Origin of the sequence: Polyangium spumosum (assembly GCF_009649845.1) — a bacterium.
In the GTDB taxonomy this organism is placed as follows: Bacteria; Myxococcota_A; Polyangia; order Polyangiales; family Polyangiaceae; genus Polyangium; species Polyangium spumosum.
On sequence record NZ_WJIE01000025.1, the window covers coordinates 41859 to 63234 of the forward strand.

Annotated in this window: 18 protein-coding genes; 5 read left to right on the forward strand and 13 right to left on the reverse strand. The window is 66.7% G+C overall.

The window, feature by feature from the left end:
- Nucleotides 1-145: 145 nt before the first annotated feature.
- Nucleotides 146-1603, reverse strand: coding sequence for a sigma-54-dependent transcriptional regulator (locus GF068_RS40400; protein WP_153824892.1), 1458 nt, complete (start codon nt 1601-1603; stop codon nt 146-148).
- A gap of 228 nt (nt 1604-1831) precedes the next feature.
- On the opposite strand from GF068_RS40400, the gene frr reads away from it, so the two are divergent.
- Both frr and GF068_RS40410 read left to right on the forward strand, forming a co-directional pair.
- Nucleotides 1832-2389 carry a ribosome recycling factor gene (gene frr, locus GF068_RS40405; RefSeq protein WP_153824893.1) on the forward strand — a complete coding sequence of 186 codons (558 nt, stop codon included), beginning with the start codon at nt 1832-1834 and terminating at the stop codon, nt 2387-2389.
- A 192-nt stretch (nt 2390-2581) separates the two neighbouring features.
- Complete coding sequence (locus GF068_RS40410) at nt 2582-3430, forward strand: Stp1/IreP family PP2C-type Ser/Thr phosphatase (protein ID WP_153824894.1); 849 nt, start codon at nt 2582-2584, stop codon at nt 3428-3430.
- 111 nt (nt 3431-3541) lie between these two features.
- Here GF068_RS40410 and GF068_RS40415 read toward each other — a convergent pair whose 3' ends face one another.
- Genes GF068_RS40415 through GF068_RS40430 form a run of 4 tightly spaced genes read right to left on the reverse strand, consistent with a single transcriptional unit; the run spans nt 3542 to nt 8438 of the window.
- A complete protein-coding gene (locus GF068_RS40415; RefSeq protein ID WP_153824895.1) occupies nt 3542-4087 on the reverse strand; it encodes a hypothetical protein in 546 nt (181 codons plus the stop codon).
- Nucleotides 4088-4145: 58 nt separating this feature from the next.
- Nucleotides 4146-5312: a cystathionine gamma-synthase gene (locus GF068_RS40420; protein ID WP_153824896.1), complete on the reverse strand. Its 1167-nt coding sequence runs from the start codon at nt 5310-5312 to the stop codon at nt 4146-4148.
- A gap of 17 nt (nt 5313-5329) precedes the next feature.
- Complete coding sequence (locus GF068_RS40425) at nt 5330-6187, reverse strand: protein kinase domain-containing protein (protein ID WP_338046771.1); 858 nt, start codon at nt 6185-6187, stop codon at nt 5330-5332.
- Nucleotides 6188-6206: 19 nt separating this feature from the next.
- Nucleotides 6207-8438: a DVUA0089 family protein gene (locus tag GF068_RS40430; protein WP_153824897.1), complete on the reverse strand. Its 2232-nt coding sequence runs from the start codon at nt 8436-8438 to the stop codon at nt 6207-6209.
- A 133-nt stretch (nt 8439-8571) separates the two neighbouring features.
- On the opposite strand from GF068_RS40430, the gene GF068_RS40435 reads away from it, so the two are divergent.
- Nucleotides 8572-8964 carry a sigma-70 domain-containing protein gene (locus GF068_RS40435; protein ID WP_170319976.1) on the forward strand — a complete coding sequence of 131 codons (393 nt, stop codon included), beginning with the start codon at nt 8572-8574 and terminating at the stop codon, nt 8962-8964.
- 17 nt (nt 8965-8981) lie between these two features.
- On the forward strand, nt 8982-9452 hold the full coding sequence (locus GF068_RS40440; protein WP_153824899.1) for an LptA/OstA family protein: 471 nt from the start codon (nt 8982-8984) through the stop codon (nt 9450-9452).
- A gap of 9 nt (nt 9453-9461) precedes the next feature.
- Here GF068_RS40440 and GF068_RS40445 read toward each other — a convergent pair whose 3' ends face one another.
- From GF068_RS40445 to GF068_RS46730, 6 genes are all read right to left on the reverse strand, one after another.
- A complete protein-coding gene (locus GF068_RS40445; protein WP_153824900.1) occupies nt 9462-10283 on the reverse strand; it encodes a hypothetical protein in 822 nt (273 codons plus the stop codon).
- A 101-nt stretch (nt 10284-10384) separates the two neighbouring features.
- Nucleotides 10385-11788 (reverse strand): hypothetical protein, encoded by a 1404-nt coding sequence (locus GF068_RS40450; protein ID WP_153824901.1) that lies wholly within the window; start codon nt 11786-11788, stop codon nt 10385-10387.
- 507 nt (nt 11789-12295) lie between these two features.
- The gene (locus GF068_RS40455) at nt 12296-13009 is read right to left on the reverse strand and encodes a hypothetical protein (RefSeq protein WP_153824902.1); all 714 of its coding nucleotides are present in this window, start codon (nt 13007-13009) and stop codon (nt 12296-12298) included.
- Between the two features lie 143 nt (nt 13010-13152).
- Nucleotides 13153-16026 carry a DNA methyltransferase gene (locus tag GF068_RS40460; protein ID WP_206079661.1) on the reverse strand — a complete coding sequence of 958 codons (2874 nt, stop codon included), beginning with the start codon at nt 16024-16026 and terminating at the stop codon, nt 13153-13155.
- 182 nt (nt 16027-16208) lie between these two features.
- Nucleotides 16209-16748 (reverse strand): RNA polymerase sigma factor, encoded by a 540-nt coding sequence (locus GF068_RS43970; RefSeq protein WP_170319977.1) that lies wholly within the window; start codon nt 16746-16748, stop codon nt 16209-16211.
- Nucleotides 16749-16951: 203 nt separating this feature from the next.
- Nucleotides 16952-17176: an MYXO-CTERM sorting domain-containing protein gene (locus GF068_RS46730; protein WP_153824904.1), complete on the reverse strand. Its 225-nt coding sequence runs from the start codon at nt 17174-17176 to the stop codon at nt 16952-16954.
- 252 nt (nt 17177-17428) lie between these two features.
- On the opposite strand from GF068_RS46730, the gene GF068_RS40475 reads away from it, so the two are divergent.
- On the forward strand, nt 17429-19252 hold the full coding sequence (locus GF068_RS40475; RefSeq protein WP_275939348.1) for a recombinase family protein: 1824 nt from the start codon (nt 17429-17431) through the stop codon (nt 19250-19252).
- 149 nt (nt 19253-19401) lie between these two features.
- Here the strand turns inward: GF068_RS40475 and GF068_RS40480 are convergent, their stop codons facing one another.
- On the reverse strand, nt 19402-19731 hold the full coding sequence (locus GF068_RS40480) for a hypothetical protein (RefSeq protein WP_153824906.1): 330 nt from the start codon (nt 19729-19731) through the stop codon (nt 19402-19404).
- Nucleotides 19732-19936: 205 nt separating this feature from the next.
- Entirely contained in the window at nt 19937-20713 is a 777-nt protein-coding gene (locus GF068_RS40485; protein ID WP_153824907.1) for an OB-fold protein, read from the reverse strand.
- Nucleotides 20714-21376 lie beyond the last annotated feature (663 nt).

A 21376-nucleotide genomic window follows, 5' to 3' on the forward strand; every position in this document is an offset into this window, starting at 1 on the left:
CCCCCTCGCGGCGCCACGGCGGCGCTCCGGAAATACGGGAAACCACGGGATCATCGCGCAGGCAAGGAGGATCCGTCAACTCTTCGGAGGCGCGGGAGGAAGGCGACGCTGCGTGTTCGACCGCGACGCAGGGCGCCTTCGCCCCCTACACATCGATCCCGAGGCGCTTCAGGCGGTAGTAGAGCGTCGTCCGTTGCACGCCGAGCAGGCGAGCCATCTCGGCCTTGTTGCCGCTACAGCGCTCGAGCGCGGCGAGCATCTCGCGGCGCTCGATCTCCTCGAGCTGCGAGTCGAGGTTCTGCCTCCGCGCGCCCGCGTCCGTGTCGCGCGGCAGGGCAGGGGTCGCAGGGGACGGCGCGGCCGACGGCGCCTTCTCCCACGAGGGGACATGCGGCACGAAGGCGAGGTGCTCGGGCTGGATCACGTCGCCGCGCGCGAGGATGGCCGCGCGCTCGACGACGTTCTCGAGCTCGCGCACGTTGCCCGGGAACGTGCACGCCTCGAGCAGCGCCAGCGCCTCGTTCGAGAGGGCGCGCGCGGCGCGTGTGTTGCGGCGCGTGTACTTGCGGAGGAAGTGCTCGGCGAGCGGGCGGATGTCCTCGCGGCGCTCGCAGAGCGGCGGCAGGCGAATGGGGAAGACGGAGAGGCGCGAAACGAGCTCGGGCAGCACCTCGCGGCCCCACGCTTCGTCGAGGTCGGGCGTGACGGAGACGACGAGGCGCACGTCGAGGCTCCGCGACTCGGCGTCGCCCACGCGCTCGGCCTCGCCCGTGGCGAGCAGGCGAACGAGACGCGCCTGCAGGGCCGCGTTCGGCGGGCCGGGGTCTTCGAGGTAGAGCGTGCCGCCGTGCGCGAGCTCCACGCGCCCCGCGCGATCGGCCGTCGCGCCCTCGAACGCGCCGCGCCGGTAGCCGAAGATCTCCCGCTCGAGCGCCTCGCCGCGGAACGCCGCGCACGTGACCTTGACGAAGGGCCGCTCCTCGCGCGGCGAGCCGACGTGGATGGCGCGCGCGACGATCTCCTTCTCGGCGCCGACCCGGCCCTCGACGAGCACGTGTGTCGAGGTCGGAGCGACCTCGCCGATGCGCGCCGACACCTCCTTCATCGCGGCGGAGTTGCAGATGAGCTCGCCGAAGTCGATGGGGTCGCGCTGCTCGCGCTCGAGGTAGCCTGCGTAGTGCGCGAGCTGATCACGCAGCCGCTTGTTCTCGCGCATCGTGGCGAACACGCTGATCCCTTGTCGCAGGATGGCGGCGAGCTCGCTGCCGTCCCAGGGCTTCTGCACGTAGCGGTAGACCGTGCCCGAGTTCAGCGCGTCGACCAGCACCGGCAGATCCGCGTACGCCGTCAGAAGGATCCCGAGCGCGTCGGGCCGCATCTGCTTGGCGCGGCGCAAGAGCTCGAGCCCGCTCATCCCTGGCATGCGCTGGTCCGTCACGATGAGGGCCGGGTCGAGCCGCGCGAGCTCCTCGAGCGCCTGCGTCCCGCCGAGGGCGTAGTGGAGCGAGAACGTCTTTCGGAAGGCAAAACGGAAGGCGTCGAGGTTGTCCTGCTCGTCGTCCACGACCAGGACGTCGAAGCTCTTCCAGTCGAGATCACGCATTGCGCCTCCCCTACACCTACTACGGGCGCGCGCCCTGGGGCAGCGGGCAGGGGCGGCCCTTTCGACGGAGCTCGAGATCCCGCGCCTGGCTGGCCTCGGCCGGCGCGCCTCGTCGGGGCCGCCCTGCTTCCGCGGCTTCGTTGCACGGGGCCCCTCCGCAACTGCCCCCTCTTGCACAAAAGAGAGCTAAGCTCGCCCCCGCCGCACGAGACCCCAGGAGAGATCGGCATGCTGGAAGACGTGATGAAGGACTTGCGGGCAGGCATCGAGAAATCCATCGAGGCGCTACGCCGCGATCTCACCCGCGTGCGCACCGGCCGCGCCCACGCCTCGATGCTCGATGGCGTGCGCGTCGACTACTACGGCGTCCCCACGCCCATCGCCCAGATGGCCACGGTGAGCGTCCCCGAGCCTCGGATGATCACCATCAAGCCCTGGGAGAAGAACCAGGTGAAGGCCGTGGACAAGGCGATCCGCGAGAGCGACCTGAACCTGAACCCTCAGGTCGACGCCGACCTCATCCGCATCCCCATCCCCGCGCTCACCGAGGAGCGGCGCAAGGAGATGGTGAAGATGACGAAGAAGTACGGCGAGGAGGCGCGCGTCGCGATCCGCAAGCATCGCCGGGACGCGAACGAGCTCGTCGACACCCTCGACAAGGACGGCGAGGTCAGCGGCGACGACGCCGACCGGGCGAAGAAGAAGGTCGAGGAGCTCGTCGCCGAGGGCATCAAGCAGGTCGACAGCGTCATCGCCGCCAAGGAGAAGGACATCCTGGAGGTGTAGGCGCCTTCGGACGAGGCAAAAGGAGGGGGTGAGACATGAGGACGGGCGGTCGAGAACCAAGCAAATCCAGGAGCGTCGGCGTCCGACCCGTGCTGCGCGCCTCCTCGTCGAGGAAGACGACTTGACAGCGGAAACGCTGCGTGAAACCGTGAAAATCGTCGGTTTTGACCCGGTTTACGGCTGCCGAGGTTTATGCGCGCATTTGCTTCCGGGATGACCGATGTCGGTCTCCAGCGCGATCACAACGAGGACAGCTACGCTGTCCTTCAGGAGTTCGATCTGTTCATCGTCGCCGATGGCATGGGGGGCCATCGCGCCGGCGACGTGGCCAGCCGGCTCGCGACCGACTCCATCACCGAGTTCTTCCGCTCCACGGCGAACGACGACGCGACGTGGCCGATCCACTTCGACGCGAACCTGACCGAGGACGAGAACCGCCTGCTCAGCGGCATCATGGTCGCGAACCGGCGCATCTTCGAGCGCAGCATCCGCTCGCGCGAGTGCGCCGGCATGGGCACCACCGTGGTCAGCGCGGTCTTCTCGCGGAGGCGCAACCGCCTCTACGTGGGCCACGTCGGTGACAGCCGCGCCTACCGCGTCCGTGGCGGCACGATCCAGCAGCTCACCCGCGATCACTCGCTGATCAACGACTACCTGATGGCGATGCCCGACCTCACCGAGGAGCAGCGGGCGGAGCTGCCGCGTAACGTGATCACGCGCGCGCTCGGCATGCAGGACAGCGTCGCGGTCGACCTCATGAGCGACGAGCCGCACCTCGGCGACGTCTACATCCTCTGCTCCGACGGCCTCTCCGGCATGCTCACCGACGAGCAGATCCGCGACATCGTCCAGACCTCGCAGGACACGTCCGAGATGTGCCGGCGCCTCATCGCCAAGGCGAACGAGCTCGGCGGCGAGGACAACATCACCGTGCTCGCGATCCGCTTCCTCCAGGACGACGTGGAGATCGGCGACGAGCCCACGCTGCAGGTGCCGCTGCATCGTATCGCCGCGACCGTAGGCGACGACAACGATCACTGAACGAGCCCCCCACCCCCTCTCCCCTCTCCTCCCCTCTCCACGGCGTGGAGAGGGGCTGGGGGTGAGGCTGAGGGTGAGGCTGCGGCTGAGGCTGAAGCTGAGGCTGAGCCTCTACTGCTCGCAGTTCTCGATGATCACGTGGCTCTCGGTGATGCCGCACTTGTTCTGCGACTCGACGACCTCCGGGCACGCGAACGAGACCCAGAGCTTGCCGGCCGCGACGCCCTGCCCCGTGCCTTCCTTGAAGTAGAAGTTGCACTGGGACGAGCTGAACGCGTCGCCCGCCGTCCTGTCCGAGAAGAACGAGAGCGCCCCCGTGGCCGGGCTCATCTCCGTCGCGCCCACGTTGATCGCGGGGATCGACAGGTTGATCCCGTCGCTGCCGAAGAAGATCTTCGCGCTCACGTCGAACGGCCCCGTGCCCGAGACCGAGCACGTCACCGAGGCGCCTTCCACGCCGTCGACGAGCACGGTCGTGCGCTTCGAAGCGTCGATGTCGCCGGCCTCGGACCTGTGCGACGCGATGGAGCAGTCGACGCCCGTGTCCGAGAATTGCACGCTGAACGCGCCTTGCGGCGTGGGGGGGACGGGGTCGCTGCAACCGCCGAGCAAGGCGAGCGCGACGAGCGGGAAAGCAAGACAGGCAACGCGCAGCATCGAAAACTCCCTGGTTCCGCGGCGCTCCGTCACGCCGCGTCCCAGGTTCTACCGCATTTCAGCCGAGCGCGTGTTCGAGATCCTTCCAGAGATCCTCGACCGCCTCGAGCCCCACCGACAGCCGCACGAGGCCGTCGGAGATGCCGAGCACCTTGCGCGTCTCCTCCGGGACCGACGCGTGCGTCATGATCGCGGGGTGCTCGGCGAGTGACTCCACGCCGCCGAGGCTCTCGGCGCACGAGAAGATGTGCAGCCGCTCCAGCACGCGCCGCGCCGCCGACATCCCGCCCGCGACCTCCACCGAGATCATGCCTCCGAACCCGCCGCGCATCTGCCGCGCCGCCACGGCGTGATCCGGGTGCGAGGCGAGGCCCGGGTAGTGCACGCGCTCCACGCGCGAATGCCGCGCGAGCCGCTCGGCCAGCGCGAGCGCCGCCGCGCTCTGGTGCCGTACGCGCACGGGCAGCGTCTTCAGGCCGCGCAGCACCATGTAACAATCGAACGGGCTCGGCACCGCGCCCATCGCGTTCTGCAAGAACCCGATCCGCTCGGCGAGCTTCGGGTTCGACGTCACGATGGCCCCGCCGACGACGTCCGAGTGCCCGTTCAGGTACTTCGTCACCGAGTGCACGACGACGTCCGCGCCGAGCTCGAGCGGCCGCTGGATCATGGGCGTGGCGAACGTGTTGTCGACGACGAAGGTGATCTTCGCCTCGCGCGCCACCTTCGCGAGCGCCGCGATGTCGAAGACCTTGAGCATCGGGTTCGTCGGCGTCTCGATCCAGAGCAGCTTCGTCGAGGGCCGGATGGCCGCGCGCACCGCCGCGGGATCACGCATGTCGACGAAGCTCGACGAGATCCCCATCGGCCCCATCACCTTGTCCATCAGGCGGAACGTCCCGCCGTAGACGTCGTCGCCGCAGAGGATGTGCGCCCCCGGCTCGAGCGTGTGCAGGAGCGTCGTCGTCGCCGCGAGCCCGCTCGCGAAGCTGTAGCCGTGCGTGCCGCCTTCGAGCGCCGCGAGGCACGCCTCGAGCGCGCGCCGCGTCGGGTTGCCGCTGCGCGAGTACTCGAAGCCCTTGTGCACCCCCGGGCTCTCCTGCGCGAACGTGCTGGCGAGCACGATGGGCATCATCACGGCGCCGCTCGTCGGATCGGGCTCCTGACCGGCGTGGATGGCGAGGGTGTCGAGGGAAACGGGGAAAGGCGCGTCCTTGTTTTTCATCGTCGCTGCGCGCGACTCTAGCGCAACCGCGGGGCGCGTGGCACCGGCGCGAACACGTCGCCGAGCTCCCGCGCCGACACGCGCCGCCGCGACGGATCCGGATCGAGCGCTTCGAAGAGCGCCTCGCGCTCCTTCGCCTCGAACGCCTCTGCCTGCGAGGCGAGCTCGCGCCGCAGCCCTCGTGTCGCCACCTCGGCGAGCTTCGCGGCCTCGCTCTCGGCCTCGCAGAGCCGCTCGCCCGTGGCGAGGAAAAGCAACGTCGCGGCCATCGCGTACACGTCGGTCGCTTGCGACGGCTTCGCCGCGCCCGAGACGATCTCCGGCGCCGCGTACGGCAGCGTGCCGCGATCGTCCGTCTCGAGCTCTGCTTCGAGCCCTCGAAACCGCGCGGCCCCGAGGTCCACGAAGCGCGCCTCGCCGAGCGGACCCATGAGCACGTGCGCGGGCCCGAGATCCCCGTGCACCACCTCGAGTGGCCCCTCCTCGTCTGCGAGCGCGTGGACCTCCGCGAGCGCCGCGAGCGCCTCGATCGCCACATGCCGCACGAGCGCCCTCGGCACCTGTTTGCCTCGCGCCTTCCAGCCTTCCACGAGCGACGCGACCGATGTCCCTCGCGCGAACGTCTCCAGGACGAACGGCCCGCGCGCGTCGCTCCCCACGCGCACGAGCGCGGGGAGCGCGGGGTGCTCGATCCTCGACAGGAGCCGCGCCTCGCGCACCATGGCCACGCGCCCCTCCCGCGCGGCGAGCGCGCGTGGCACGAGGCGCTTGCACACGAGCTCGTGATCACCCTCGCGCACGAGGGCCACCTCGAACACGCTCCCGCCGCCCAGCAGGCGGACGAGCTCCGTCCCTTTTGGCGCGACGAACGACACGCCTCGAGATCCTAGTGCATCACTCGAACACGAGGCTGAGCTCGTAGCCGTTGATCGTGCTGTTGTTGCCGTACTCCTCGACCCACACGTAGTACGTGCCGGGCGGCAGGCTGCCGAGCGCCGGGTCGAGCGCCTTCGACATCGTCGAGCACGTCCCCGGGCCGTCGTCGTCGTCCTCGAGGATCTCGACGCCGTTCGCGTCGACGAGGTGCATCACCGTGTCGCCGTTGCAGGTCGCGGGGTTGCCGAGCGCGTGCACCATGAGGTTCGGGCTCGCGCCGCCCGGCAGATCGAACACGAAGTAGTCGACGTCCGAGGCCGGATCGATCTTCGCGCGCCAGCTCGACGTCGCCGGCCAGAGCGGCGTCGCCGTCGCCGTCGTGTCGTTCGACTCGATCTCCCACGGCTCCTCGGCCAGGCACATCGCGTCGCAGCCGTCGCCCGGCGTGTTGTTCCCGTCGTCGCATTGCTCGGGCGGGTTCGAGAGCAGGCCGTCGCCGCAGCCCGGCGCGCTCGCCTTTACTTTGAGCACATACAAGGGCGAGGTCTCGTCGTTCAGGTACTCCTCCACCATCACCACGTACGTGCCGACGGGCAGGTTCTTCGCGGCCGTGTCGAGGATGGGGTTGATGAGCGAGCACGAGTCCACGCCGTCCTCGTCGTCCGACACGAGCAGCATGTTCGTGGGTGAGTAGAGGTAGATCTTCGAGTCGAAGCCGCTCGGGCAGCCGCCTTGTCCGTCCGTCACCTCGATGGTGACGCTCGAGCCCGGCGCGGTGACCTCGAAGCTGAAGTAGTCCTGATCCCCCGCGGGCGTGATCTGCGCGACGGCGCCGTCGAAGCCCACGAGCGAGTCGGCCTGGTTGTTCGGCTGGTTCGGCTCCGACTCCGTCAGGAAGTTTCCTTCGAACTGGCAGGTCGGCGAGCAGCCGTCGCCCGCGGCCGTGTTCCCGTCGTCGCATTGCTCCCCGACCTGCACCATGTTGTCGCCGCAGCCGGGTTCGAAGAGCTGGTAGGTGAGCTCGTACCAGGCCTGCGCCTCGTCGTTCGAAAACTCCTCGACCATCACCGCGTACTTGCCGGCGGGCAGGTTCGTGACCGAGGTGTCGACCATGGGATCGAGCAGCGAGCAGTTGTCGACCCCGTCGTCGTCGTCCGCCGCGATCTCCGCGCCTTGCGTGTCGTAGAGGTAGATCTTCGAGTCGAAGCCGCTCGGGCAGGCGTTCTGGCCGTTCGTGATCTCGAGCCGCACGCTCGTGCCGGGCACGGTCACTTCGAAGCTGAAGAAGTCCTGATCGCCGATGGGCTGGATCGCCGCGACCACGCCGTTCGTGCCGCTGATCGCGTTCGCCATGTTCTGCGGCTGGTTCGGCTCCATCTCGGTCGGGTAGTTGCCCTCGAGCTTGCAGTCGGCCGTGCAGCCGTCGCCGGGCGTCGTGTTGCCGTCGTCGCACTGCTCGGCGGCTTGCACGAGCCCGTCGCCGCAGCCGGGCGCCACGACCTGGATGTCGGCCACGTAGAACGGCAGCGCCGAGAACGACGCGCTCTCCACCTGCACCGAGTACGTGCCCACCGCGAGGTTGCCCATGGCGGGGTTGCTCGCGGGCAGGAGCTGCGAGCAGAGACCGGGCCCGCTGTTCGTGTCCTGCCCGATGAAGGCACCACCCGGCCCGAAGACACGCACGAGCGTGGCCACGCCGGCCGGGCAGCCGCCCATGCCGTCGCCCGTCGACACCTTGAGGACCGAGCCGGGCTCGGTCACCTCGATCGAGAACACGTCGACGTCACCCGTCGGGTGGATGGATGCCGTGAACCCGAGCGTCCCCGGCGCGACCGGATTCGCGGACGCGGGCAGGTTGTTCTGCTCCGTCTCCGCGGGGTAGTCCGCGGTGCCCACGGGTGGCTCGAACCCGCCGCCCGCGCCGCTCGACGAGCTCGACGAGGACGACGAGGACGACGACGCGCTCGACGAGCTCGACGACGACGCGCCGCCGCCGATGCCGCCCATGCCTCCGGCGCCGCCGACGTCGCTGCCTCCGGCGCCGCCGATGCCGCCCGTGCTTCCGCCGCCGCCGCCGATACCGCCCATGTTTCCGGCTCCCCCGGCGTCTCCGCCGTCTCCGCCTTCGCCGCCGACGCCGCCTGAGCTCACGGCCGTGGCGCAGCCCTGGAGCGTGGCGGCGGCGAGGAGGAGGCCCGTGGTCATCGAAGCGAGGGCAGCGAGTCGGAAGGTGCGGCGGAGTTGATTCATCGGTCGTTCCTCGGGGACTTCGGAGGACAAGAACACGCTCCGGCGCGCCCGTTCGGCGCGCCAAGCTGACTCAACGATTACGGTAGCCGCCGGGCCGGCGCAACGTCCGCGCGTGCTCGGTGAGCGGCGCCGCGTGGGTGCGGACGGCGCGTGGACGTGCCAAAACCTCGACGTGCGCCCCGTGATCCAGAGCATCATCGACGAGCTGTACGCACGTCATCACGAGTCCGGTCGGGTCGACCTCAACGACATCGCCGAGATCATCGGTACACACCACGTCTCGTACGAGGAGGTCGACCACATCGTCGATCGCCTGGAGGCGCAGGGCCTCGTGGTGGGCGAGCCGATCGACGCGGACGAGGTGACCGTGATGAAGCGCGTGCTCGGCGCCGCGCGTTCTCTGCGCGCCTCGCTCGGACGGAACCCGACGATCACCGAGATCGCTTTGTCCTCGGGCCACCCGGCGCACGTCGTGCGTCGCGCGCTCGAGCGAGGCGTGTCGCCGCGCGTGGTCAGGAGCTACTAGCCTGATAGAGTGAGGCCGTGCCCGTCGGCCCGCGCCTCGCTGTGTCTCTCGCTCTGCTCGCGACGACGATCGCGCCGCGCACGCTCGCCGAGCCTCCGAAGGCCGCGCCGCCGTCGAAGGAGGCGGTGGAGCTCTCGGCCGAGAAGCTCGACATCGACATCGCGGCGAAGCGCGCGGTGCTCGAGGGCCAGGTGCGCCTGACGAAGGGTGGCCTCGTGGTGCGCGCGCCGCGCGTGGAGGTGCGTTACGACGAGGTGCCCAACGTGACGTGGGCGAAGGGCACGGGCGGGGTCGTGGCGGAGGTGAAGGACGTCCGCGCGGAGGCGCCCGAGGTGGAGATCGACCTCGGCAAGCAGACGCTCTCGCTTCGAGGCGGGGTGCGGCTCGCGCGCGGGGCGGGGTGGATCCGCGCGGAGAAGGCGACGATCGATCTCGTGAGCCTGAAGGTGTCGCTCTCGGATGTGAAGGGAGCGATGCCGGTGCCGTAGCGCCTTGGCTCATTCCTCGACGACGCGGATGGGCATCCAGTCGAATCCGGTGACGCCTGCGTCGCGGAAGATGCGCCAGACCTTCGGGGTCACGAGAAACCAGGGGTAAGCGAGGACGGAGTCGGACACGTCACCGTTGAACTTCACGTAGCCGAACCATTCCCAGGTCACGTTCACGTCACAGGCATCCGCGAGGTCCGAGGCGCGGTAGGCGAGGCGGGGCGGGATCTCCCAGAAGGTGCCAAAGCAGCTCCGCCCGCACGGGCATGGTTGGGGGAGATCGATCCCAGTCGATCGAGGTGACATGCGGGGCAGCGTGTGCGTCGCGTATAGCTGCTGCCACGGAAGTTGAAATTGCGCCCGCTTCTCGAATGCCGCGAAGACGCCCCGGAAGGAGAGCCCCGTCGCGCCGCTGTCCGCGAGCGCGCCGGCCAGCTTTTCGTCGACGAGGATGTCGTGGTACCAGGTCGGCGCTGCGCGCTTGCCCTCGAGTGATTGGAGCCTTTCGCCATCGACGAACATGGCGGACGTCTGCCGGGCCCCAGAGCCACACGAGCTGCACGCCTCGGACATGTCGTACCGGGTGCCCACGCGCGGCCCCGCGAAAATACCATCCATCGCGTCGTGGACGTCCATGAAGATCAGGCGCGCCGCTTCGAGCTCGTCGTCCGTGTAGCGATCCCGGCGGAACTCCGACCATTTGACGCCATGCTGCTTCAGAAGCCCCAGGAGCCTGGGAAGTCGCTCGTCGCTGTCGTCGAGGGTGACCCATATTGGCAGCCTTTTGAGCACGGGGCCGAACATCTCGACGACGTCGGGTCCACAGCCCACGGATCGCATGAGGCTATGGGGATCGCCCATCAAACATGCCCCATCAAAATCAATCTTGACTTCGGTTCGCATATCGAAACCTGCTCGTATCGACGACTGGGTCACTTGCCGAAGTATGGCTTGATGGCATCGAGCCAGTGTGGATACGACTTGTACGCCTCTTCATACACCTTCCACAGATCGGCTTTGCTCCTGATCCCGGGTCGCGCCGCGATGAACATCCTATTGAAATCTCGGTGCTCCGCTACCGTCAAGATCACCGACGGTATCTTGTCAAGCTCCTTCGTGAGCCCGTGCGTGATCGCCTGGTTGACCTCCAGGATATGATGCGCCTCGTACCTCCCCTTCATGCCATCCGTGAACTTGCTCAGCACCTCGTACGGGGCGATGGTCTGGTTTTGCGCGAGCGCACTCGTAATCTCCTCCCCGTACTGCTTGGCCAGGAGCTCCGCCGTCTCCTTGGACAGCTCCTCGGCCCCCTCGATGATGAGCGGCGCCTTCTTCGCGCAAGCCTCCTCCAGCTTCTTCGCGAACGTCTCCGCCTGCCCGACGAGCACCCCCGAGGCGACCTGCGCAATCGCCGCCGCGGCCTGGACGATGGCGTTGTCGACGCCGTCCTCGCTGCTCCCGCCGATGATACCGAATCGCTTGCCGTCCTTGCGCGCGAGGTCGTGATTGAACTCGCCATTCAGCATCGCGGAGGCGATCGTCAGCTCACGGACCATCCGTTCGAGGGGCGTCAGCGCCTTTTGTTTGCCTGTCCCGTCGCCCGCGTCTTCGCCCTTGCACCCCTCCTTCGTCTGCTTGCAGGAGACCACACTCACGAGCGGTCGCCCCTGCCGATGCTGGATCTCCGGCAATGCGCCGCCGCGATCCACCATCGAGCAATGCTCATCCACGCATCTCGGCGGATGCACCTCGTCCCGCGAGGGCAAGACGCCTTCCTTGCTCAGGATCCCCTCCGACGGCAACACCATGTCCTTCGAGCGCGGGTCGTGAGGCGCAGGCTCCTTCCGCCTCGATTCCTCGGGCGGAATGCGATACTTCTCGACGCGCTGCTCGACGCTTCGGGGCTCGTCCGCGCCGCTGCCGCGACCGGTTCCGCCTCCGTCGTCCTCCGCTTCTTTCTTTGAGGCGGACGGCTTCTCGGGCGCGGGGGCGGGCGGAGGCGAAGGCTTTGGCCTGGGCGGGGGAGGCGGCTCGCAAGTCACCGCCTTTTCGTGAAACTTCATGGGCATCAAGCCCCGGTTCTTCAGGTCCGCGCGCGGATCGAACACGAAGAGCGGCAGGACATCGTGGCAGGCGACGAGCTGCCGAGCCGCAGGGCCGAGCACCGGATGGCCCGAGAAATCGTAGGTCCATTCGCTGTACGGGCCGTGCGGGTGCGCGCAGATGCCGATGTATCGGATCGGCGTCCTGCGCTTGCATTTTTGCCCGGACGCAGGCGACGTGAGCAGGACGAGCAGGATCAGCAGCAAACACGCGACGAAGACACGGCGAAGCATGGGCAGCCCCCCTCGATGAGCGCAGCCACGCCTCGTCACCCCCGCGGCGGTGAGCGGGGCCGCGCCTTTCCTGCCGATCCTTCTGCCGCAGACGTTGAACGCCCCGCAACAAAACCGCAAAAACGGCCGGATTTCGCCCTCGGAGGCCGGCAAATCACGCACCGAAAGCAGGTTCGAGCCTTCGGACACGCGCAAATCCCGCCCCGGTCCTCCTGCGGCCTCTTCGACATGCTCGAAGGATGCACAGGAAGTGTCGCGGGGCACATTTGAAAATGTCCAAACGATGCACAGGAAGCACGGCGCGGCGTTTGGACGTGCCCGAAGGCTCCCGCGGCGCCCGGCGCGACGATTTGACGATCACGAACCGCGCGCCGGTCGTCCGGCGCGTGTCTTTGGAATGTCGGAATGGTGGGTTTTGGGGCTCCTGCGCGTCATTCGAACATGCTCGAATGCAGGATCCCGAGCTCGGGGCGGAGTTTGCCAGTGACGGAGGCGATTTTCCGGCGCTCAGTCCTCGTCGCCCGCGCCGCCGCTCCCGCCGGCGGCCTTCTTGGCGGCGCGTTCGCGTCGCAAGAAAAACGACTCGACGAGCTTGCGTTGCCCTGGGAACGCGGTGCGGAGCATACCGTACGCCTTTTCGAGCGCCGCGCGGACCGCGAGCCGCGCCTGGATCTCGGCGTCGCCGGCCTTGTTCTCCGCCATCTCGGCCTCGTCGAGCGCGTCGCGGGCGATGAGGCTCTTCTGGAGCGCCTCGGCGAGGCCGGCTTGGGCGGCGGCCTTTCCAGGAAACTCCTCGACCCCGGCGAGGCGCTCCAGGATCCGATCGGCGAGCTCGGGCTCCTCGCGGAGCTTGGCCTCGGTGATCTCCCCGGCGCTGCCCTCCTGAAAGACGTGCTTGTACACCGGATTGTTACGGCTCCGCATGGCGGGGCCGTTCAAAATGGCGTCACTCACGCCCATGATACGCATGTCGAGGATGATGTCGCGAATACCATAACGCGCGCGGAGCTTTGTAGCGGACCTGCGGGACGCGCTCTCCGTGACGACGGCCCCGGCGAGCGCATCCGCGGCGACGGACACGACGGCCGCCGCCTCGACGATGGCCGCGCGTTGCGCCGTCGTCAGCGTCTCGGCGTCGGACCACCCCTCCGCCGCGCCGCGGAAATGATCGGTGTGCTTCTCGTAAACCTGGCTCGATGCATTCACGTCGGGCAATTGCATTTCGTCGGCCCCTCTCTCCCTCCGAGCGCGATGCACGCTCGGGGATGTGGCGGAGGAGGGTACGGCCGGGCACGCTTGGCCGTCAACAGCTAAATATTCGGGAGTTGCATCCTACCGGTAGGGGTCCCTCGCTCCGCGAGTCCTCACAGACTGGGGGGCTCTATCGCGTCCTTGGTGACAAGTCCCTTGGTCGGGATACCGGGGGGGAGTCCAGGGCCGGTAATCGTCTGGCCCTTGGCCTCGCGTGCGGCGCACGCTTGGTTCAGGTCGAGCAGGAACGCGAGCGGGTCCTTGCGGGCGCCCATCCCGTAGGCTGCGCGAACCGCGGCATCCAGCGAGGCGTGCGCGTCCTTCAGCGGATGCTTGCCTGGATCTTCCATCGAAGCGTACATTGCGCGCAGGCTCAGCTTGTCCCGCCTGGCAAGTTCTCGTCGTAGCTTGCGTAGTTCCACCGCGGCTTTCGCCACCGCGGCGACCTGCTTGGCGTCCGGAGTCTGCGGCCATGGGAAGCTGTCGAAGACCGTGTTCGATGTATACCGCCAGTCGCGTTTCAACGTGGAGCACCGCGCATTGAACCATGCCCAGTGGATCCCCGATTGGAGAACGCCGAAGGAGTAATCATCCTCCAAGGGAAATACCATGACGACGTCGCTGGGGCGGATGGCCGAAGAGACAAATTCAAAGATCGGGCGCTTCGTAAGACGTGAACACGCGATGTAGCGATTGATGTCACGTAGTTTGGTGATCAAATCCCGGCGTGGATAACTAAGTAACCACCAGCGACGCAGGAAATTCTCGTGATGCTTGTTCCCTCTTTTTTCGAGACCCTCGTTGTGCGCCTTTTCTCTAGCTGCAGCGTCTTCTCGATCCGGTAAGACTAGCTCCTTCACTCGCCTGAAGGGTAACTGGTAACGGCGCGCTTCGAGCTGGTCTCGCGGGTGGAAGTCGATCACCCATCGGCTGGGCTGTCCCGTACCGGTTAGGAGGTCGTCGCCGATGAGGTACGGAAATATGACCTCACGATTCGCCTGGGATGCGGCGATTGCTGCACGGGCATCATCGGGTGAAAGCAGGAACCCCTCGTGACCATGCGTCTGTCCCTGATAGCAGGCCTCTCCCTCTGCGTTTGCTCGCAGACCCTTGGCACCGGTCACGTCGAGGCTCGACGACAGGGACGAAGGGATGCGGTCCAGCATCACCTCCTTCCAAGGGCTATTGCGGTCATCACCCTCCTGCCATGACAGCTTCTTCAGCCCCTCCGCCTCACCCTTTCGCCAGTTGACGACGGAGACATGAACCACAGCTTCCCCCGGCCACACCATCGTCGAAACCGCTTCGGTAATGGTGCCCCCGTTCTTGACGATGTAGTCGAGGCCGCCCTCGCGTGAATAATTCTGCCGTACAGTGTTCGTGCCGACGAGCCCAGCCGTTGTGCCCACCTTCAGCTCATCGTGAGCGCGGCGGAACCAGTAAACGCAATAGTCTGCGCGGCCGGGCACGTCTGGATAGCGGTTGCGTACGCGGCGCACGTACTCGGCGCCGAACTCCCGCTGCATCTTGTTCTTCGACTGGAACGGCGGGTTTCCGATGATGAGATCCGCGGTCGGCCATTCGCAGAAAAGCGCATCGTTACACTGTATGTTGTCGTCCAGGTTATCCAATGGCAAGGGCTGATCGATATCGAGCCCGAGCTCGGCCTGGGCCACGTCGAGCGCGTGGTGTGCCTCGTCGAGCGCAAGCTTCTTCCCGAGCATGAGCGTGACCTTCGCCAGCTCGACGGCGAAGGCATCCTTGTCGATGCCGAAGAACTGGCGCGTCTGGATCGAGGTCGTCGAGCCGACCTTGAGCCGCGTTTCTGCCGAGAATCGCTCGTGTACCTTTTCCAGCAGCTCGAGCTCGAGTCGCTTCAGCTCGCGATAAGCGACATAGAGAAAGTTTCCGCTTCCACACGCCGGGTCGAGAATGCGGAGCTTGGTGAGCGCATCACGAAGCGGGAGCAATTCTTTCAGGGTTGCTGCCTCGCGGATACGCGCGCGCCAGGGCTGGATGAGGCTGGGGCGCACCACGTGCTCGAAGATCGCCGCCTCGGGGGTGTAGTGAGCACCTCGCTCGTGCCGTTCATCCTCGTTCATCGTCGCCTGGAACAACGTGCCGAAGATGGCAGGGTGGATACGCGCCCAGTTCTCATCCGTGGCCTGCACCAGCAGCTCTAACTCGATAGGTGTGAGCTCGATAGGATCGATGGTGCTGAACAAGCCCCCGTTGAAATACCGGACGTTCCGGAAGCGTCCCCCGCGCGCCGGCTTGTCCGTGTTCATCTGTCGGAAGAGCCCGCCGAGCAGATCGTACGTGCTCTGCCCCTTCTGGCAATCGTGCACCAGCTCGGTGAACAGGCCGCGTGGCAATAGATCCGTGTCCTCGGCGAACATCGCGACGACGCACTGGAGCGTGAAGCGCTGGGCCCGCTCGCGCGTCTCGCCACGATCCACCATCGCGCGGAAGACCTCGCCCAGCTTGCGCGCAGTCGCGTCGCTCACCTCCCGCCGGTTGTTGTCGAAGAGCGGTTTCTTCGGTTGAGGCAGAAGGAAGTTGAGGGCCGGCCACCGGCTCGGCAACTCGACGAGCTTCAGCCGGTCCATCGGCTCGTCTAGCTGCTGGTCGAACTCGTAGATCCAGATGTCGTCGAAGTTGCACAGGACGACGTACTGTGGCTTGTTCGGTACGAGCCGTTGCCAATACTCGTAGACTTGGTTGTAGATGCGCGGGCTACCCAGGCGCTCACCACGCTTCTTCATCTCGATCAGGACGTGCTTGCCCCAACGGAGATCAGCGAACTTCGTACGGCCGTCGGCGAGCTTCACTCGCTCTTCGAGGGTCGCGCCAGCCTCCTTGTAACCCGCGTGCCCGAAGGCGCGGAACAGGCGGTCGCAGAAGACTTGTGCCTCCCCTTTTTCGTCGCCCTTCAAGGTGTGGGCGTAGGCGACGAAGGCGGCCATCGAAGCAGCGATCTCGTGCATGGCGGCGCACCATACCCCAAGACGGCGGTGACGAGCCAGGTCCTCGTGGCATCACGCCCCCTGGGGTTCATGTCGGGTTTCCCGTTGCCACGACGCGCCTTCCGCGGGGTGCGGGCATGCTTGGGCGTGGCGGAGGCGGGCCGCCCATCGCCGGGCAGCCCGTTGGTTGAAGGGCGCGCGAGTTACACCAGCGCGAGCCTCTTCAGCCGCTCCCGGGCGAGTCGCACGCGGGCGTAGACGGTCTTCAGCTTCAGCCCGAGCGTCTCGGCGATCTCCCGGACCGAATGCCCCTCCAGGTAGGGGACCAGCACGGCCCGAATGCGCGGCCGGCTCTTCTCCAGGAAACGCTTGAGCCGGAACATCCCATACATCGCTTGCAGGATCGTCCCCGAGGACGTCGTGTCTCCCTGCTCGGCGAAATCGTCCGCCAATCCAGTGAACACCTCCCGCTCGAAGCGCGCGAGGCTCCGATGATTGCGCGCACGGTTGAGCCCGATCACCACGAGCCACGGACGAGCATGCTCCGGCGTGACCAGGCATTCGAGCCGGCGCCAGGCCGTGACGAAGACGTCCTGCACGAGGTCGTCCACGTCGCGGAAGGGGATGGCCTGCGTGAGGAGCAGGCGGCGAAGGAAGCTGCGGTGTTCGAGGTAGAGGCGGGCGAGCAGGGCGTGCGGCGCAGAAAAGTTTGCCCGCGGCGGGCGCAGGTGTAGCGTTGTCATTAGCTCATGACTCCGGTTAGCGCGGGGTTGTGGGTCAGACGCCGGTCGGTGTGTCAGCGCCGGCTGGCGTCGCTTGTTTTGTCCCACAGGTCGGCGGGGAAGGAAATCCCTAAATGTGAGGATTGGTTCGCCGCGGGAATACCCACGATCCGCAGGGAGGGAGGCGAGGCGGGGGGAAGGGGAGCTGTGATCCTGGGTTGAAATCACCCGCGACGCGCGCGACGCCGCCACCCGAAGAGCAACCCGAGCCCCAGCACCGCCAGCGCGGGCGAGCCCCCGGTCTGCGGCGCCATGCGGCATCCGCAGCCGGCATCGTCGGTGGTCACCTCGCCGCCGCCCGCGCCGGTCGGATCAACGCCGCCGGAGCCGCCCATTCCGCCGCCGCCGCCGCTTCCGCCCATTCCACCGGAGCCGCCCGCGCCGCCCATTCCACCGCCGCCGCCGCCGCTGCCGCCGCTTCCGCCTCCGCTTCCGCCGCCGCTCCCGCCCCCGCCTCCGCTCCCGATCCGGAATCTATTTGCTACCTACTACCTAGGCAGCAAACTTAATGATTCCGAAAACTTGCGACACACTGAGAGCGACCCGCTGCCCGGCCAAATAGGCTGATCGCTTGTTCAGTAGTGACGCAGTCCGATCGAGAGGTCTCGACCATGGAAGCCAGGACCGGCATCATCCCGAGCATGGGCGGCAAGAGCAGCAAGGGCGGCAAGGGCGGCAAGGCGCGCGGAACGGCGCAGGATCGAGCGCACGTCAGCCCCCCGCGCGAGGTCTCCATCCTCGACGCGGCGCCCGATGCGCCCGCGGTCGTGAACGCAGGGCCCACGATCGCGGATCCTTCCTCGGTTCGGCGGGTCCTCACGGTCAACGGTCCTCACGCGGGGACGTCGCGAGTCCTCGCCTATCGGCGCGTCTCGACCATGGAGCAAATGCGATCGGGCACGTCGCTCGACGCGCAGGACGAGGAGATCCGGCGTTACTGTCAGTACGCCCGCCTCCCGGATCCGATTGACTTTGAAGAAACGGAATCGGGCGGCGTCGAGTCACAAGAGAAACGGGAGAAGATCGCAGCCCTGCTAAAGGCCGTCCGCCCGGGGGATCTCGTGGTCGTGGCGAAGCTCGATCGGTTCTCTCGCGATATCGTTTTTACGATCTCCGCCGTGCGAGACATCATCAAGCGGGGTGCTCGCTTCCTGTCTCTCGCTGAACGGTTCGACGCCTCTACCCCCGAGGGGGAGACGCAAATGGCCCTGTGGGCGTCGATCGCACAGATGGAGCGGGCCCGCATTCGGGAGCGCACAGAAGGCAATCGAAAGCGGCTGCGGGCCCTCGGGAAATTCGTAGAGGGACAGCCCCCGTTCGGCTACGTTCGGGCCAAGGGCGCGGACGCACACGATAAGCCGCGCCGATTGGAGATCGATCCGGTCAAGGCGCCGATCGTTCGCGAAATGTTCGACATGTGCCTTGCAGGCAAGAGCGCGCGAGACATCGCGCTCCATTGCCAGACGACCTATGCAGGACTCGCGATGTTCCGGACCGTCTGGATCCTGCAATTGCTCAAAAACCGAATGTACGCCGGCCAGATCGCGACCACGCCCGTCCGGCCCGACAAAAACCGCCAGTTGACGCAAAAGCCCGCGGAATGGGTCGACGCGCACGAACCGATCGTTTCCCTGCAAATGTGGCACGCGGCCCAGCACGCGCTAGCGGGACGGCGCTCCTACGGGCGCAAGCCTCGCACGGACACGATCACCTCGGAATGGTTGATCCGAGGGCTCGCCCGTTGCTCCATTTGCGGATCGATGATCACGGCCAAGCCTGCAAGCGAGAAGAATAAGCACGCGGGGTATTACGTGTGCCGGAAGCGCTACGCGCCGGAATTGAAGAATGCCACGCGCGAGCGGTGCATGGGGGCGCCCTGGAATCGGCAGGACGAGATCGATCCGAAGATCGAAAGGCTCGCGGCGCGGCACTTCAAGGCGCTTGACGGCCAACTGTCGAAAGCGCCCCCGCCGTCCCCCCATGCGCCGAATTTCAGGGTGCAGCGCGCCAAGCTCGTAACGGCGCGGAGCAACCTCGTGTCCATGGTCTCCTCGGGTCAGTGGGGGATGGACGTGATCCGCGCGGAAGCGGCGCGGATCGAGCGCGAGCTTGCCGCGATCGACGCGGAGGAACGGGCGCTCTCCGCGGAAGCTTCGGCCGATACGGTCGACAACCGGAAGGGTGCGCTTTCGTGGTTGCGTTCGATCGTGGCGCAATGGGGGACGATGGGCGTCCCTGCTCGGCGCGCGGCGCTCGGCGCGATGCTCGACGGGATCAAGATTGGTCCGGAGGGGATCGCCATCGAATGGAGCGACGCCGCGACGATGGCCGTCCGGTACGCGGAAGGACGCCTGCCCGATCCCGCGACGCTCGATCATGCGAGCGACGATCCGCGGCGCCCTGCTCGCCCGATGCTCACGGGGGGTGTGGAGCACGTGGGCGCGCTTCCGCCCGGAGACGCCTAGCAGGCGCCCTAGCAGGCGCTCGGCGCGCGGGAAGGGTCGGGGGGCCATCCCGCGCGCCGGAACGCAGGGCGCCCCCTTCCCGCGCCGTCTCGCGCCACCGCTCGGCGCGGTCGTGCTCGACGGCGCAGCCCTCGCAAGACGCGGCGCGATTAGGGCCCCCGCGACCAGACCACCTTGCCTGCATTAAAATCTACCCTGGAAAACTCTGACCTGAGAGCGATATATTGAACCTTAATCGAGAATTCTCGACCGTCGATATCCAGAGCACCATCTTCGCCGAGTGCGGGCGTTACGATTGTCAAGGAGCCATCCTCGTAAAGATACATGGGCGCGTCGAGCAATTGCGCGTCAAGGGCGTTCAATGTGGACGACGGGTAGATGCTCGCTTCCCGGAGTTTGTCGCGAATCTCGCGCATAAACTGCTCCCGCAAACGAGGATCGTTGAGCGAATCAACCGTTTCGTGAATATCAATATTCATGCGGTCCCTCTTCCAGAATGCCAACGGCGCTCGACGCCATACAACTAACGCCAATCAGGCGCAAGCCGCCCGACGAACCCACGGCGCAGCCAGGGCGCTCTCGACGTTCGGCGCGGTCGTGCTCGACGGCGCAGCCCCTCGGGGCCGACGCGCGGCGCATAACTGCCGTCGTTTAGGTGGGTTACGTGTCCGCCGATCGGTGGGCCTATAGGGCATCGAGGGCTTTCTGCACTTTATCAATCAATGGCTGCGGAATAGGCCCCTTCTCCGCGCCCATCACCGCTACGCACAAAGATTGCGACGACGTGACCAGGGCCGCGCGCTTGTCTTTAAGCTCGGTCGCGGCAGCAGCCGTAGCCTTATCCAACTTCTCTTTCTCGGCCACACAAATCACTGCGATTTCTGTCTTGTCCGGCATATGTATTGTGGCCAGCTCGCCCGCCTTGCATTCGCCGGCGCCTCCCATTGCAACGCGCACACGCTCACAAAGCTTCATGTCTGGATTGATCACGCAATCCTTGACAAGCACGTTCATCATTAGCCCGTCAACGTGCCCCACAACGGTCACTTCATCGCCCTTGTTCAACGAGGCCGCCGCCTTCGTTTCGCTGTCTCTGACAAAGCATTGCACCTCTGGGATTTCCAACATTGCGCCGGTTCCCACGGTAACATAGATGCTGTCGGTGATATCCTTTTTTACGTCACCAACCTTTCCATGAATTTGAATAATTTTATCCTTGAATTTACTATCGGCTCGCACCTCATTGTTTTTGTATTCGTCAAGAATGTCTTTGACTGAAACCCTCGCAGATGGCCGATCCGCAAAGCTGCGCGCGGGCGCAGCCGCCGCCGCTGGGGTTGGTGTCGCCGTAGCTGCCGAATTATTCGTCGTTTCGCTCTCCGACGAGGGCGACGAATTCTTTCCGAGGTTACAGCACGCAGCGAGGGAGAATGTGAGCAATGCGAGCGCGATCTGTCTCATGATGGCCAAGCTACACGCCCATCACGAGCCCCGTCAACCTTGAGGGGGAGACGCGGTCCCGTAACGACTAGTCGACAGGACCACGGGACGAACCCACGGCGCAGCCCCCGGGGTGCTCTCGACGCTCGGCGCGGTCGTGCTCGATGGCGCAGCCCTCCCCGATGCTTACGCTAAGTCTCGCGCCCCGACGAACCCACGGCGCAGCCCTCGGGGGGCTCTCGACGCTCGGCGCGGTCGTGCTCGATGGCGCAGCCCTCCCCGATGCTTACGCTAAGTCTCGCGCCCCGACGAACCCACGGCGCAGCCCTCGGGGCGCTCACGACGCTCGGCGCGGTCGTGCTCGATGGCGCAGCCCTCGCGGCGCTCGACGCGACGCACGGCGCAGCACTCCCCGCAAGACTCGCAAGGCGTGGCGTCGCGGCTCGCATGCGAGCCGCCCCCTTGGCGGCGCCGCCGTTCGCAGTCTCACGCGGGCGCAGTCTCACGCGTGAGAGCGCGCCTTGCGTGAGCGCGTGAGGGGACCGCGGGAGGCGGCGCGCGGTCCCCTCGCGTGGACCGCTTACGCTAAGCGTCCCGCTCGCCGCGCAGTGTGTCCCGCTCCGCGAGTGTGCCGTGGCACAGTCGACCGTTCAGCACACCCAGCACACCGCAGCGCGCCGCGAC

What these genes read in the sequence shown, in the direction of transcription:
- GF068_RS40415 (WP_153824895.1), bottom strand. Translation starts at nt 4,087, where the DNA reads ATGCTGCGCGTTGCCTGTCTTGCTTTCCCGCTCGTCGCGCTCGCCTTG.
- GF068_RS40475 (WP_275939348.1), top strand. Translation starts at nt 17,429, where the DNA reads ATGGGCGGCAAGAGCAGCAAGGGCGGCAAGGGCGGCAAGGCGCGCGGA.
- GF068_RS43970 (WP_170319977.1), bottom strand. Translation starts at nt 16,748, where the DNA reads ATGACAACGCTACACCTGCGCCCGCCGCGGGCAAACTTTTCTGCGCCG.
- GF068_RS40430 (WP_153824897.1), bottom strand. Translation starts at nt 8,438, where the DNA reads ATGAATCAACTCCGCCGCACCTTCCGACTCGCTGCCCTCGCTTCGATG.
- GF068_RS40480 (WP_153824906.1), bottom strand. Translation starts at nt 19,731, where the DNA reads ATGAATATTGATATTCACGAAACGGTTGATTCGCTCAACGATCCTCGT.
- frr (WP_153824893.1), top strand. Translation starts at nt 1,832, where the DNA reads ATGCTGGAAGACGTGATGAAGGACTTGCGGGCAGGCATCGAGAAATCC.
- GF068_RS40450 (WP_153824901.1), bottom strand. Translation starts at nt 11,788, where the DNA reads ATGCTTCGCCGTGTCTTCGTCGCGTGTTTGCTGCTGATCCTGCTCGTC.
- GF068_RS40460 (WP_206079661.1), bottom strand. Translation starts at nt 16,026, where the DNA reads ATGCACGAGATCGCTGCTTCGATGGCCGCCTTCGTCGCCTACGCCCAC.
- GF068_RS46730 (WP_153824904.1), bottom strand. Translation starts at nt 17,176, where the DNA reads ATGGGCGGCGCGGGCGGCTCCGGTGGAATGGGCGGAAGCGGCGGCGGC.
- GF068_RS40455 (WP_153824902.1), bottom strand. Translation starts at nt 13,009, where the DNA reads ATGCAATTGCCCGACGTGAATGCATCGAGCCAGGTTTACGAGAAGCAC.
- GF068_RS40420 (WP_153824896.1), bottom strand. Translation starts at nt 5,312, where the DNA reads ATGAAAAACAAGGACGCGCCTTTCCCCGTTTCCCTCGACACCCTCGCC.
- GF068_RS40410 (WP_153824894.1), top strand. Translation starts at nt 2,582, where the DNA reads ATGCGCGCATTTGCTTCCGGGATGACCGATGTCGGTCTCCAGCGCGAT.
- GF068_RS40400 (WP_153824892.1), bottom strand. Translation starts at nt 1,603, where the DNA reads ATGCGTGATCTCGACTGGAAGAGCTTCGACGTCCTGGTCGTGGACGAC.
- GF068_RS40485 (WP_153824907.1), bottom strand. Translation starts at nt 20,713, where the DNA reads ATGAGACAGATCGCGCTCGCATTGCTCACATTCTCCCTCGCTGCGTGC.